Annotated in this window: 10 protein-coding genes; 2 read left to right on the forward strand and 8 right to left on the reverse strand. The window is 54.4% G+C overall.

The window, feature by feature from the left end; all coding sequences use genetic code 11:
- Positions 1-43 precede the first annotated feature (43 nt).
- Together OGV85_RS07575 and metH are read right to left on the reverse strand one after the other, a co-directional pair.
- A complete protein-coding gene (locus OGV85_RS07575) occupies positions 44-1,675 on the reverse strand; it encodes a Na/Pi cotransporter family protein (RefSeq protein WP_003031618.1) in 1,632 nt (543 codons plus the stop codon).
- Positions 1,676-1,914: 239 nt separating this feature from the next.
- The gene (gene metH / locus OGV85_RS07580; RefSeq protein WP_003031615.1) at positions 1,915-5,598 is read right to left on the reverse strand and encodes a methionine synthase; all 3,684 of its coding nucleotides are present in this window, start codon (positions 5,596-5,598) and stop codon (positions 1,915-1,917) included.
- 194 nt (positions 5,599-5,792) lie between these two features.
- Between metH and iclR the strand changes: the two genes are divergently transcribed.
- Positions 5,793-6,617, forward strand: coding sequence for a glyoxylate bypass operon transcriptional repressor IclR (iclR, locus tag OGV85_RS07585; protein WP_003031613.1), 825 nt, complete (start codon positions 5,793-5,795; stop codon positions 6,615-6,617).
- 21 nt (positions 6,618-6,638) lie between these two features.
- Here the strand turns inward: iclR and OGV85_RS07590 are convergent, their stop codons facing one another.
- From OGV85_RS07590 to metA, 6 genes are all read right to left on the reverse strand, one after another.
- Positions 6,639-6,932 (reverse strand): type II toxin-antitoxin system RelE/ParE family toxin, encoded by a 294-nt coding sequence (locus tag OGV85_RS07590; RefSeq protein ID WP_032948290.1) that lies wholly within the window; start codon positions 6,930-6,932, stop codon positions 6,639-6,641.
- 27 nt (positions 6,933-6,959) lie between these two features.
- Positions 6,960-7,214, reverse strand: coding sequence for a type II toxin-antitoxin system Phd/YefM family antitoxin (locus OGV85_RS07595; protein ID WP_016149383.1), 255 nt, complete (start codon positions 7,212-7,214; stop codon positions 6,960-6,962).
- A 109-nt stretch (positions 7,215-7,323) separates the two neighbouring features.
- The gene (gene aceK, locus OGV85_RS07600; RefSeq protein WP_061547487.1) at positions 7,324-9,114 is read right to left on the reverse strand and encodes a bifunctional isocitrate dehydrogenase kinase/phosphatase; all 1,791 of its coding nucleotides are present in this window, start codon (positions 9,112-9,114) and stop codon (positions 7,324-7,326) included.
- 102 nt (positions 9,115-9,216) lie between these two features.
- Entirely contained in the window at positions 9,217-10,521 is a 1,305-nt protein-coding gene (gene aceA / locus OGV85_RS07605; protein WP_003031609.1) for an isocitrate lyase, read from the reverse strand.
- A gap of 31 nt (positions 10,522-10,552) precedes the next feature.
- On the reverse strand, positions 10,553-12,154 hold the full coding sequence (gene aceB / locus OGV85_RS07610; protein WP_032948287.1) for a malate synthase A: 1,602 nt from the start codon (positions 12,152-12,154) through the stop codon (positions 10,553-10,555).
- A 268-nt stretch (positions 12,155-12,422) separates the two neighbouring features.
- Positions 12,423-13,352: a homoserine O-acetyltransferase MetA gene (gene metA / locus OGV85_RS07615; RefSeq protein ID WP_003031605.1), complete on the reverse strand. Its 930-nt coding sequence runs from the start codon at positions 13,350-13,352 to the stop codon at positions 12,423-12,425.
- Positions 13,353-13,508: 156 nt separating this feature from the next.
- Between metA and OGV85_RS07620 the strand changes: the two genes are divergently transcribed.
- Positions 13,509-13,946 carry an acetyltransferase gene (locus tag OGV85_RS07620; RefSeq protein ID WP_057063361.1) on the forward strand — a complete coding sequence of 146 codons (438 nt, stop codon included), beginning with the start codon at positions 13,509-13,511 and terminating at the stop codon, positions 13,944-13,946.
- Positions 13,947-14,074: the final 128 nt, after the last annotated feature.

Genomic DNA, 14,074 nt, shown 5'->3' on the forward strand with positions numbered 1-14,074 from the left:
ATGGCGGCATAAATGCCTTATCCGGCCTACCGCTTCACCTCACTCAATAATCATCCCGCTCATCGTCTTCATCCGGCTGTTCCAGCACGCTGTAGGCCACGGAGCAAAACAGCGAGTTCAGACGCTGCATATCGCCCAACAGCGCCAGGTGCAGGGAACTGGTCTCGATGCTTTGCACGTTCTGCTGATGCAGACGGTCAACGTGCGCGTGCGAATAACGACGGTTGAGAATACGGAAACGGTGCTTGCTGCGGCGTAGACGACGGGCACTGGTCACATCGCCCGAGAAGAACACCGACATCGCCAGCTGCAGATTGCTGAGCAGCTGATCGTAAAGTGCATCCAGCTCTTTCAGCCCTTCTACCGAGAATGCCCGACGGGCGGCCAGCGACTTATCGGCAATCTCGCTGCCCATACGTTCAACGATATCGGAAGCCTGTTCGAGGTTGAGCGACATTTCGATAATCTCCGCCCAACGGCGTGATTCCTCTTCCGCCAGTTCATCCTTTGGCATCCGCGCCAGATAGAGCTTAATCGCCGTGTACAGCACGTTGATGTCATCCGCCATCCTGCGCAACTCTTTCTCTTCGCGCGGCTCGCCGTGCATCACCTTCTTCAACCCGTCCATCATCTGCTCCATTGCGTCGCCAATACGCAGCGCTTCGCGGGCGGCATTAGCCAGAGCGAGCGTCGGCGTATCCAGCGCACTGACGTCCAGATGTTTGGGCTTCAGATGTGCATCCAGCTCCGGCTCATCGCGGATGATGCGCTTACAAAAACGCGCCATCGGTTCGGCGAACGGCACCATCGCCACGCAGCGAACCAGGTTGTAGAAGACGTGGAAGTAGATAACCAGTTCAGATTTCGGCAGCGGCAGTTCATCCATCAGATTGGCCAGCGGATGAACAAACGGCAGGATAATCAGGCTGCCCACCAGCTTAAACAGCAGGCTGCCGAGCGCCACACGACGAGCAGCAGCATTCGCAGCACTGTTGTTGAGCATCGCCAACAGACCAGAGCCGAGGTTGGCGCCAATCACCAGACACAAAGCTACCGGGAACGAGATAATGCCCGCCGCGGTCAGCGTTGCCGTCAACAGTACCGCCGCCAGGCTGGAGTAACTGATAATCGCAAACATGGCGCCAATCAGCGCATCCAGCATGATATCGCCGGTAAGTGAGGCGAAAATAACCTGTACGCCATTAGCCTGAGTGATCGGCGTTACTGCCTGCACAATCAGCTCCAGCGCCAGTAAAATCAGCCCCAGTCCAATACCGACCCGCCCCAGTTGCCCCACACGGGACTGCTTACGGCCGAGAAAGAAGATCACGCCGATAAAAATCAGCAGTGGCGACAGCCAGGAGAGATCGAAGGTCAGGATACGCGCCATCAGCGCGGTCCCCACATCGGCACCGAGCACAATCACCAGCGCAGGAGTCAGCGCCACGAGATCTTGTGCAACAAACGAGGTCACCAGCATGGTGGTGGCGTTGCTGCTTTGCACCAGCGCAGTCACGCCGATACCCGCACAAAAGGCGAGCGGCTTCTTTTCAACGCTACGGCTGAGCACGGTACGCAAGCGGGCGCCGAAGACGCGCATCACGCCGGTACGCACAATATGCGTACCCCAAACCAGCATCGCGACGGCAGAAAGCAGGTGTAACAGAGTTAACACGGAATCAAGTACTCCTTATCGTTATATGTTCCTGGGCTCGGCGCAGATAGCGTGCCTGATGGCGCTGCGCTTATCAGGCCTACAGAATGTCCCTTGTAGGCCGGATAAGGCGTTTACGCCGCCAGCCGGCAAATAGCGCTCGCGAACCTTCTTTCAGTATAAGGGTTTAAACGTAATAAAGAGACAGGGCACTCATTGAGCGCCCTGTTTGTTGTAAAGAAAGATGACAGTTTTGTGAATCAGTCGGCGTCGTAGCCGAGGTTCGGCGCTAACCAGCGTTCCACTTCTGCCACGCTCATCCCTTTACGGAAGGCATAATCTTCAACCTGATCGCGCTGGATTTGCGCCACAGCGTAGTACTTGCTGTCCGGATGACTGAAATACCAGCCGGAAACCGACGCACCTGGCCACATGGCGAAGGATTCGGTGAGCTTCATCCCGGTATGCGCCTCCACGTCCAGCAGTTCCCAAATGGTGGCTTTTTCGGTGTGTTCCGGACACGCCGGATAGCCCGGTGCCGGGCGAATCCCCTGGTAGTTTTCGCGGATCAGCTCCTCGTTACTGAGATTCTCATTCGCCGCATAGCCCCAGTAGACTTTACGCACGCGCTCATGCAGATATTCTGCAAACGCTTCCGCCAGACGGTCAGCGATCGCTTTCACCATGATCTTGTTGTAGTCGTCATGTTGCGCTTCAAAAGCATCTGCCAGCGCGTCTTCTTCCAGACCACCAGTGACCGCAAAAGCACCGATGTAATCCGCTTTACCGCTCAGTTTCGGCGCAACAAAGTCAGACAAGCAGTAGTTGGCGAAACCGACTTTTTCCGTCTGCTGGCGCAGGTGATGACTCACGTTGATGACGTGCGTACGCGTCTCGTCACGGTAAATCTCGATGTCGTCACCCACGCGGTTGGCCGGGAATAAACCCACCACGCCACGCGGATTCAGCGTCTTCTCAGCGCTGAGTTTATCCAGCATGTCGTTGGCATCTTTGAACAGGCGCTTCGCCTCTTCGCCCACTACTTCATCTTCGAGGATTCGCGGATATTTCCCGGCCAACGACCAGGTCATAAAGAACGGCGTCCAGTCGATGTAGTTGCGCAGGGTTTCGATGCTGGCTTCCACTTCCTGTACGCCAAGACGGTGCGCCACCGGCGGGGTGTAGTTTTCCCAGTCAAAGGCCAGATCGTTGTCGCGGGCAGCCTGTAACGTTACGGGCGGAGTACGCGGTTTCTTACGCGCATGCTGGATACGCACGGTTTCATACTCTTTACGCGTACGGGCGACAAAGTCATCACGCTGGGTGTCAGAGAGCAGCGCAGCGACGACGCCAACGGTACGCGAGGCGTTCTGCACGTACACCGTCGGGCCGCTGTAGTTCTGCTCAATTTTCACCGCGGTGTGCGCTTTCGAGGTGGTGGCGCCGCCAATCAGCAGCGGAATAGTGAAGCCCTGACGCTCCATCTCTTTCGCCACGTTGACCATTTCGTCCAGCGATGGGGTAATCAGCCCGGAAAGGCCAATCAGATCGGCATTCACTTCACGCGCCGTTCTGAGGATTTTCTCCGCGGGCACCATCACGCCAAGATCGACGATTTCGTAGTTGTTACATTGCAGCACCACGCCGACGATATTTTTACCGATATCGTGCACGTCGCCCTTCACGGTTGCGATGACCATTTTGCCGTTGCTGGAACCTTTCTCTTTGCTGGCCTCAATGTACGGTTCAAGGTATGCCACCGCCTGCTTCATCACGCGGGCGGATTTCACCACCTGCGGCAGGAACATTTTGCCCTCGCCGAACAGGTCGCCAACCACGTTCATGCCGTCCATCAGCGGTCCTTCAATAACCTCGATCGGGCGCGCGGCCTGCTGGCGAGCTTCTTCGGTATCCAGCTCAATAAACTCGGTTATGCCTTTCACCAGCGAGTATTCGAGGCGCTTTTTCACGTCCCAACTGCGCCACTCCGCCATCTGGGCATTCGCCGTGTCGTCGGTTTTACTGCCGCGATACTTCTCAGCAAGCTCCAGCAGTCGTTCGGTGCCATCGTCACGGCGGTTGAGGATCACATCTTCAACGGCATCGCGCAGCTCGGCGGGCAGGTCGTCGTAAATTGCCAGTTGTCCGGCGTTGACGATCCCCATGTCCATACCGTTGCGAATGGCGTAGTAGAGGAATACTGCGTGAATGGCTTCACGTACTGGGTCGTTGCCACGGAACGAGAATGAAACGTTAGAAACGCCGCCGGAGATCAGCGCGTGCGGCAGTTCGCGTTTGATGTCTTCACAGGCCCCGATAAAGTCCTGCGCGTAGTTGTTGTGTTCATCAATCCCGGTCGCGACGGCAAAGATGTTCGGGTCAAAGATAATATCTTCCGGCGGGAAGCCCACCTCTTCGGTAAGAATCTTGTACGCCCGACGGCAGATCTCAATTTTGCGCGCGCGGGTGTCGGCCTGGCCCTGCTCGTCAAAGGCCATCACCACCACTGCAGCACCGTAGCGACGCAGCAGCTTCGCGTGATGGATAAAGGTCTCAACCCCCTCTTTCATCGAGATGGAGTTAACGATGCCTTTACCCTGAATGCACTTCAGCCCTTTTTCGATTACTTCCCATTTCGAGGAGTCGATCATAATCGGCACGCGGGCGATATCCGGTTCACCGGCAATCAGGTTGAGGAAACGAACCATCGCCGCTTCGGCGTCGAGCATCCCCTCATCCATGTTGATATCGATGATCTGCGCGCCGCTTTCCACCTGCTGACGGGCGACATCCAGCGCTTCGCTGTATTTCTCTTCTTTGATCAGGCGTTTAAACTTCGCCGAACCGGTAACGTTGGTACGCTCGCCGACGTTCACAAACAGGCTGTCGTCGCCGATGTTCAGCGGCTCAAGGCCGGAAAGGCGGCAGGCAACCGGGATTTCCGGCAAGCGGCGTGGCGGCAGTCCGTCCACTGCGCGACTCATGGCGGCGATGTGTTCCGGCGTGGTGCCGCAGCAGCCGCCAACAATATTCAGGAAGCCCGCCTCGGCCCATTCGCGGATTTGCGCCGCCATGGTGTCGGCATCGAGATCGTACTCACCAAAGGCGTTCGGCAGACCGGCGTTCGGGTGTGCGGTAACGTAGCATTCGGCAATACGCGACAGTTCCTGCACGTACTGGCGCAGTTCGTCCGGGCCTAAGGCACAGTTCAGACCAAAAGTCAGCGCATCGGCGTGGCGCAGGGAGTTGTAGAATGCTTCGGTGGTCTGGCCGGAGAGCGTACGCCCGGAAGCGTCGGTGATGGTGCCGGAGAGCATAATCGGCAGCTCAACGCCCAGCGCTTCGAATTCAGTTTTAACCGCGAAAATAGCGGCTTTGGCGTTGAGGGTATCGAAAACGGTTTCAATCAGGATCAGGTCACTGCCGCCTTCCACCAGCGCTTTGGTGGATTCGCGGTAGGCGGCCACCAGCTGATCAAAGGTAATATTGCGGTAAGCCGGGTCGTTGACGTCGGGCGAGATAGACGCCGTACGGTTGGTTGGGCCAAGCACGCCCGCGACGTAGCGCGGTTTGTTCGGCGTGCGTGCCGTCCATTCATCTGCCGCCGCGCGCGCCAGTTTGGCTGCCGCAAAGTTGATTTCCGCCGACAGGGATTCCATCTGGTAATCCGCCATGGCGATAGTCGTGGAGTTAAAGGTGTTGGTTTCGATTATGTCCGCGCCCGCCTCGAAGTAGGCGTTGTGAATCGCGGCGATCACCTCCGGTTTGCTGAGCACCAACAGGTCGTTGTTGCCTTTCAGATCGCACGGCCATTCGGCAAAGCGTTCGCCGCGGAAATCCTCTTCGCTCAGACGATATCCCTGGATCATGGTGCCCATACCGCCGTCCAGCACCAGAATACGTTCATTTAACTGCTGACGTAATTGTTCTACTTTGCTGCTCACACTCGCTCCCGACAACGCTCAACCAGACCGAAAAAACTCAACAGGCCATACTGGCACAAACCTGAGAGGCGGAAAAGAGAACAACGGCCAACATGAGACATGTTCAGCTTCACTCATCCGATCAGTACAGGAATTCTTGCATTATAATTGAATAAAACGAAAATGATTTCCACGATACAGAAAAGGAGTCTGCCATGGTTGCCCCCGTTCCCGCGAAACGCGGTAGAAAACCCGCCGCTACTACTGCGCCCGCAACCGGGCAGGTTCAGTCCCTGACGCGCGGCCTGAAGCTACTGGAGTGGATTGCGGAATCCAACGGCAGCGTGGCGCTGACCGAGCTGGCGCAGCAGGCCGGCCTGCCAAACTCCACGACTCACCGATTATTGACCACCATGCAGCAGCAGGGATTTGTTCGTCAGGTCGGTGAATTAGGGCATTGGGCCGTGGGTGCACATGCGTTTATCGTCGGCAGCAGCTTTTTGCAAAGCCGTAATCTGCTGGCGATTGTGCATCCAATCCTGCGCAAGCTGATGGAAGACTCCGGTGAGACAGTCAACCTCGCCGTGCTGGATCAAAGCGATCATCAGGCCATTATTATCGACCAGGTGCAGTGCACCCAACTGATGCGCATGTCCGCGCCTATCGGCGGCAAACTGCCGATGCATGCTTCCGGCGCGGGTAAGGCGTTTTTATCCCAACTGAGCGAAGAACAGGTGACAGGGCTGCTGCACCGCAAAGGACTACACGCTTATACCCACGCCACGCTGGTGTCGCCAGTGCATCTGAAAGAGGATTTGGCTCAGACGCGCAAGCGCGGCTATTCCTTTGATGATGAGGAACATGCGCTGGGTCTGCGCTGCGTGGCGTCGTGCATTTATGACGAGCACCGTCAGCCGTTCGCCGCCATCTCCATTTCCGGGCCAATCTCACGCATTACCGATGACCGTGTGACCGAGTTTGGCGCAATGGCAATCAAAGCAGCGAAAGAAGTCACGCTGGCGTACGGCGGATTTCGTTAAGCCGCTTTCTGCGCCACGCTCTCACAGGTAGTTTTGAGGATCTTGTTTTTCGTGCAGCACCGCCAGCACGATTATGCCTGTGGGTGCTTCACGGTAATAGATAATGTGGCTTTCTACAGGGAAACTACGTACGTCAGGAAAAAGATCGCCACTGCGATCACGGCCAGGAGAAGGATGTTTATCAAGCACATCCACCATCACCGTGCGCAGCACGGAAGCATAGGCTTCTGCGACTTCTTCTCCCCAGCGACGCGCAGAATAAACGCGGATTGCGCGAACATGTTCTTTGGCTTTTGTCGTAAACCTGACACTCATCCCTTCGCCTTACCTCTGCCTTCCATATTATTTATCAGATGTCAGCGGGCCAAAAACATCATCAATACTGTGCAGCTCACCGTTATCAGCCTGAGTGATAGATTCCGTCAACACAGCCTTTAGTCTCTGGAGTTTTAGCTGCTTAAACTGGTCATATTCCTCGGGGGAAATCACCACGGCCACACGCTTGCCATGTTTGCTTATTTCCACCGGTTCACGCTGAACTTTCATCAGTAAATCACCGAACTGGTTTTTCGCTTGTTGTGCGGGCATGACCTGCATATCCCCTCCTTCCGACCAAAATGGCTTGAATGTCCAATATGGACATAATAGACAGAAGAGGCCAATATCGCCAACGAAATTGTTGGATGGGTTTAGCTCAAGCCTCCGGTCACAGTACAGTCATTGGTGAGCTATCACCAGCGTTGGGATCTGTTGTTGGAAAGCTGCTCGCAAAAGCCGCAAACCGTACGCTAAACCGCTGCCGACGTCGGTAGGCGTAAACATCTTCCACATGCCCGTTTTTAATCCGCGTTTGCAAACCCCGCCAGTAGTCGGCGCTGAACAAGTCAGCGTGCATCTCTTCAAATAGCGGCCCGATACGCGGGTCGGCACATAGCCAGTGGCGAAACTCTTCCGGGAAGACATCTCCAGGCGATACGCTGTACCACGGCTCAGCGCTCATCTCATCTTCCGGGTAGCGTGGCGGCGGGATATGACGGAAATTAACCTCCGTCATGTAGCAGATTTCATCGTAGTCGTAGAACACCACGCGCCCGTGACGGGTGACGCCGAAGTTCTTAAACAGCATATCGCCGGGGAAAATATTGGCGGCGGCCAGCTGACGAATCGCGTTGCCGTACTCTTCAATGGCATCGCGCAGTTGTTGACCTTCGACCTGCTCCAGCCAGATATTCAGCGGCACCATCCGTCGTTCGATATACAGATGGCGAATGACAATCTGATCGCCAAGATCGGTAATTTTTTCCGGGGCTTCCTGCAATAACAGCGCCATCAGCGCCGGATCGATTTGCCGTTTATCCAGCACAAAATTCTCGAACTCCTGGGTGTCAGCCATCCGCCCCACACGATCGTGCTCTTTGACCAGTTGATAACAGGCGCGGACGTGGGCGGCAGACATCTCTTTTTGCGGCGCAAATTTGTCTTTAATGATTTTAAACACCCGGTCAAAGCCCGGCAGGGTAAACACCAGCATCACCATACCGCGGATCCCCGGCGCTTCAATAAACTGCTCATCACAGTTGACCAGGTAGAGCAGATACTCCCGATAACTTTCCGTTTTTGCATGCTTCTGACAGCCAATCGCCATATACAATTCAGCGGTGGTTTTACCGGGCAGGATCTCGCGCAACCACTCCACCAGTGCCGCGGGCAGCGGGGCATACACCATAAAGTAGGAGCGGGCGAAGCCAAACACAATGCTCGCCTCCGCCGTCGTGGTCAGGCAGGTATCGACAAACAATTCGCCTTCGTCTGTCCGGTGGATTGGCAGTAAAAACGGCAGCGTCCCGGAAGGGGTAATCAGCTTACCGACCAGCCAGGCGGCCTTGTTACGATAAAACAGTTCATTCGCCACCTGTAAATGGCAGCCTGGCAACACATCCGTTCCCAGGGTTTCGGTCAGGTGTTCGATGATGTAGTGGATATCACGATGTTTATTCTGCCACGGAAGACGCAGGGGCAGATCGCTAAGGACGCGAGTTAGCAGCCACTCCCAGCCGGTATCAGGAAAAAAGTCTTTCGCCAACGGGCGTGGGATCGTGCGGAAACGACGCTCTGGCTGAGAACTGAAAATAAACAGCCGCTCGGGAGTCAGCGAGCGGTGATCAAATAACCGACAGTAAACGGAGTTAAAAAAGCTCTCCGCAATCTCGAAGCGCGGGTAATCCGGCAGTAGCCGGGTGTAATGCTCTTTCACGCGAAGTAAAAAATCCGCGTCGGTACTTTTGCCGTCTGTAATGCAGCGCAACTGCTCCACCACCAGACCTACGTGATGATCGTAAAGGTGAATACGGCTTTTCATCGCCTGCTGAACCGCATGCCAGTCGGCATGTTCAAAACGCTGCTGCGCGCCGGAGGTGACTTCCAGAAAACGCCCGTACTGGGCGTCGAAACCTTGCAAAATCGTCTGAGCAATCAGTAATTCCAGGCCACGCGTCATCGACTTCTCCCATCCGGCACAACGTCATGCCGGATGGCGCGTTCGCTTATCCGGCCTACATCCCTTCGTAGGCCCGGTAAGCACAGCGCCACCGGGCATTAATCAAAACTGCGATTCTTCGGTCGAGCCGGTCAGCGCGGTCACCGAGGAAGCGCCGCCCTGAATGATAGTAGTGACTTTGTCGAAGTAGCCTGTACCCACTTCCTGCTGATGGGACACGAAGGTGTAACCGTCTTTAGCCGCCGCAAATTCTGGCTGCTGAACCTTCTCAACATAGTGGCGCATGCCTTCACCCTGCGCATAGGAGTGTGCGAGGTCGAACATGTTGAACCACATGCTGTGGATGCCCGCCAGGGTAATGAACTGGTATTTGTAACCCATATCCGACAGTTGCTGCTGGAAGCTGGCAATGGTTTTGTCGTCCAGGTTTTTCTGCCAGTTAAATGACGGCGAACAGTTGTAGGCCAGCAGTTTGCCGGGGAATTTCGCGTGAATCGCATCGGCAAAGCGCTTCGCCAGTTCGAGATCCGGCGTGGAGGTTTCACACCACACCAGATCCGCATAAGGTGCATAGGCCAGACCACGGCTGATCGCCTGCTCAATACCCGCATGCGTACGGTAGAACCCTTCGCTGGTACGTTCGCCGGTGATGAACTCGCTGTCGTATGGGTCGCAGTCAGACGTTATCAGATCGGCTGCGTCAGCATCAGTACGCGCAATAACCAGCGTCGGAACACCCATGACGTCGGCTGCCAGACGGGCGGCCACCAGTTTCTGGATAGCTTCCTGAGTCGGCACCAGAACTTTGCCGCCCATGTGACCACATTTTTTTACCGATGCGAGCTGATCTTCGAAGTGAACGGCCGCTGCACCAGCCTCAATCATCGATTTCATCAGTTCAAACGCGTTCAGTACGCCGCCAAAACCCGCTTCCGCATCGGCAACGATCGGCAGGAAGTAATCCACATAGCGCGGATCGTTCGGTTCAATACCGGTTGACCATTGGATCTGATCGGCGCGACGGAATGTGTTGTTGATCCGATCCACCACTGCCGGGACGGAGTTCGCCGGATACAGCGATTGGTCCGGGTACATGCTGGATGCCAGGTTGGCATCTGCCGCCACCTGCCAGCCTGAAAGGTAGACCGCTTCAATACCGGCTTTCGCCTGCTGCAGCGCCTGACCGCCAGTCAGCGCGCCGAGGCTGTTGATATAACCTTTCTTCGATTCGCCGTGCAGCAGACGCCACATTTTCGCCGCGCCAAGCTGAGCCAGCGTGCATTCCGGGTTGACCGAGCCACGTAATTTCACCACTTCCTCCGCGCTATATGGACGGGTGATGCCTTCCCAGCGCGGTTGAGTCCATTCTTTCTGTAATTCTTCGATTTGTTGAGTACGGGTTTTCATGTGCAGATGCTCCATATTGTTATGTGGTGGATTACGCCAGCAGGCGGTAGCCTGGCAGGGTCAAGAAATCGATCAATTCATCAGAGGTAGTGATTTGCTCCATCAGGCGCGCGGCATCGTCAAAACGTCCGCTGCTGTAGCGGTGTTCGCCCAGCTCGTCCTGAATCACCAGCATCTCTTCGGCCAGCATCTGACGGAACAGCGGTTTGGTAACCGGCTTGCCGTTGCTGAGCGTCTTCTGGTGGTGGATCCACTGCCAGATGGAGGTACGGGAGATTTCGGCAGTGGCCGCATCTTCCATCAGACCGTAAATCGGTACGCAGCCGTTACCGGAGATCCACGCTTCGATGTACTGCACCGCAACACGAATGTTGGCGCGCATGCCTTCTTCAGTACGCTCACCTTCACAAGGCGCCAGCAGTTGTTCTGCAGTAATCGGCGCATCTTCTTCACGGGTCACGAACAGCTGATTTTTGTTTTCACCGAGCACGTCGTTGAACACCGCCATTGCGGTATCTGCCAGTCCCGGATGGGCAATCCATGTGCCGTCATGACCGTTATTGGCTTCCAGCGCTTTGTCCGCTTTTACCTTGGTCAGAACCTGGTTGTTACGTTCCGCATCTTTGCTGGGAATGAATGCTGCCATGCCGCCCATCGCGAATGCGCCACGTTTATGACAGGTTTTAATCAGCAGACGCGAATAGGCGCTGAGGAATGGCTTATCCATCGTCACCACCTGACGGTCCGGCAGCACGCGATCCGGATGGTTCTTCAGCGTTTTGATATAGCTGAAAATGTAGTCCCAGCGACCGCAGTTCAGACCGACAATATGGTCACGCAGGGCGTGCAGAATTTCGTCCATCTGGAAGACGGCCGGCAGCGTTTCAATCAGCAGAGTCGCTTTGATGGTGCCGCGCGGCAGATTAAAGCGATCTTCTGCATAGCTGAACACTTCGCTCCACCATGCTGCTTCTTGCCAGGCCTGCGTTTTTGGCAGGTAGAAGTAAGGGCCGCTGCCTTTTGCCAGCAACGTTTTGTAGTTGTGGAAGAAATAGAGGGCAAAATCGAACAGGCTGCCCGGGATGGATTCGCCACGCCAGGTGACGTGTTTTTCCGGCAGATGCAGGCCACGAACGCGGCATACCAACAGAGCCGGATTAGGTTTGAGCTGGTAAATTTTACCCGCTTCGTTGGTATAGCTAATGGTGCCATTGACCGCATCGCGCAGGTTTATCTGCCCGTCGATAACTTTGCTCCACTCAGGAGCCAGCGAATCTTCGAAGTCAGCCATAAAGACTTTGACGTTCGCGTTGAGCGCGTTGATAACCATCTTGCGCTCAACGGGTCCGGTTATCTCTACGCGGCGATCCAGTAAATCATCAGGAATACCGCGAATCTTCCAGTCACCCTCACGAATGGAAGCTGTTTCCGAAATAAAATCAGGCAACTTACCGTCATCAATATCCTGCTGCTGCTGAATACGTGCAGCCAGAAGTTTATTGCGTTTTGGCGTAAATCTTGTCACCAGTTCAGTCAGAAACTCTACTGCTTCAGCGGTCAGAATTTGTTGCTCCTGTTCGCCACGCGGCCTGGTGAAGACCAGTTCATCGGTTGTCGTTGCCTGTTGATTCATTGCGTAGTTCCTCGTCATTGATCCAAACACATCCCCAATGCGAACGAAGGATCGTTGTGCGCTTTTCGTTCAGCACAACTAAGACTACTCATTTAAATTTCAAAATCAAAAACAATTTCCATTTTTAATTTAATTATCAATTAACCTATTGATAACAATATAAATAAAATTTAATTACACTGTGAGGTGCGTTTCGGAAATAAAAAAGGCACCCGAAGGTGCCTGATTCAATATGCTGAAACGCTTAAGGATCGTCTGCTACAGAAGATTAATCCAGCGTTGGATTCATGTGACGCAGATCATATGGCGTGATCTGGTAGACGTAATAGTTGAGCCAGTTGGTAAACAACAGATTACCGTGGCTACGCCAGGTTGCCCGCGGTTTGTTTTGCGGGTCATCTTTCGGGAAATAGTTATAGGGCACTTCCGGCGTTAGGCCCGCTTCGACGTCACGAAAATACTCACTGCCGAGCGTATGGGCATCATATTCCGGATGGCCCGTCACAAAGGCAATTCGTTTATCTTTGCTGGCAAACAGGTAGGCATCTCCCTCTTCGGTTTCAGCAAAAATCTCGAGATCGGTGTAGTCGCGAATAAGCGCAGCAGGAAAATCGGCATAGCGCGAATGCGGAGCCAGGAACGCATCATCGAATCCACGCGTCAGCAGCGCATGAGGATGCAGAATATGGTGCTCATAGACGCCTGAAAGTTTGTCCGTACGGGTTTGCTTAGGAATTCCGTACAGGATATTCAGCGCGGCCTGCACCGCCCAACAAACAAATAGCGTTGAGGTAACGTGATCTTTCGCCCATTCAAGCACTTGTTGAATCTGCGGCCAGTAAGCCACGTCATTAAATTCAACCAGACCCAACGGCGCGCCGGTCACGATCAGTCCGTCAAAGTTCTGCTCGCAGATATCCTCGAAATTACAGTAAAAGTTATTCAGATGCTCCGTAGGGGTGTTACGTGACTCGCGAGCATCGATGCGCAATAGCTGAACATCTACCTGTAGCGGTGAGTTAGACAGTAAGCGCAGGAACTGGTTTTCCGTTTCAATCTTCTTGGGCATCAGGTTGAGGATGAGCACCTTCAGTGGTCGAATTTCCTGACCGGAAGCGCGGGATGTCGTCATCACAAAGACGTTTTCCTCACGCAAGAAATTGACGGCGGGTAGCTCGTCCTGCACGCGAATTGGCATAACCTGATAACCTCACTACATACGTTTAAACGTTTAGACATCCAGATAGCTGAAGATACCCAGGAATCATGAGAATGTCGAGCCTGCATCCTCAAGTTGAGAAAGTTTCACGGCCCTTGCTGTAGAATAGTGCAGTAAAGATAAAAGGAGAATGCTATGCCCTTTACCATTCGTCGTTCGCGTAAGGACGAAGGTGATAAGCTCATATCTATTTGGTGTCGTTCTGTCGATGCGACGCACCGTTTCCTCTCTGCGGAGTATCGGATTGAGCTGGAAGAGCTGGTAAGTTCATTTTTACCAGAAGCTCCGCTATGGGTTGCAGTGACAGAACAAGATGAGCCTGTCGCCTTTATGCTTCTGACCGATCAGCATATGGATGCGTTGTTTGTCGATCCGGATGTGCGTGGTAGTGGCGTTGGTAAACTGCTGATTGAACATGCTTTATCAATGGTTTCAACGCTAACGACCAACGTTAATGAACAGAATGAGCAGGCAGTTGGATTCTATAAGAAGATGGGATTTACTGTGACGGGACGGACGGAAGTGGACGATCTCGGACGAGCGCACCCGTTGCTCAACCTCGTACACGGGTAGCCGTACTTATTGCCTGATGCGCTGCGCTTATCAGGCCTGCACAATACATTCAGCCCGGCGGTTTTACCCCGCACACACGCAAAAAAGCCCATCCGTCAGGATGGGCTTCTTCACTTTATTTGATGCCT

It is taken from the genome of Citrobacter sp. Cf132 (assembly GCF_030333885.1).
In the GTDB taxonomy this organism is placed as follows: domain Bacteria; phylum Pseudomonadota; class Gammaproteobacteria; order Enterobacterales; family Enterobacteriaceae; genus Citrobacter; species Citrobacter freundii.

Excerpts from the sequence above, each read along its gene's own strand:
- iclR (WP_003031613.1), top strand. The coding sequence starts at position 5,793 with ATGGTTGCCCCCGTTCCCGCGAAACGCGGTAGAAAACCCGCCGCTACT.
- OGV85_RS07590 (WP_032948290.1), bottom strand. The coding sequence starts at position 6,932 with ATGAGTGTCAGGTTTACGACAAAAGCCAAAGAACATGTTCGCGCAATC.
- metA (WP_003031605.1), bottom strand. The coding sequence starts at position 13,352 with ATGCCAATTCGCGTGCAGGACGAGCTACCCGCCGTCAATTTCTTGCGT.
- OGV85_RS07595 (WP_016149383.1), bottom strand. The coding sequence starts at position 7,214 with ATGCAGGTCATGCCCGCACAACAAGCGAAAAACCAGTTCGGTGATTTA.
- aceA (WP_003031609.1), bottom strand. The coding sequence starts at position 10,521 with ATGAAAACCCGTACTCAACAAATCGAAGAATTACAGAAAGAATGGACT.
- OGV85_RS07620 (WP_057063361.1), top strand. The coding sequence starts at position 13,509 with ATGCCCTTTACCATTCGTCGTTCGCGTAAGGACGAAGGTGATAAGCTC.
- aceK (WP_061547487.1), bottom strand. The coding sequence starts at position 9,114 with ATGACGCGTGGCCTGGAATTACTGATTGCTCAGACGATTTTGCAAGGT.
- aceB (WP_032948287.1), bottom strand. The coding sequence starts at position 12,154 with ATGAATCAACAGGCAACGACAACCGATGAACTGGTCTTCACCAGGCCG.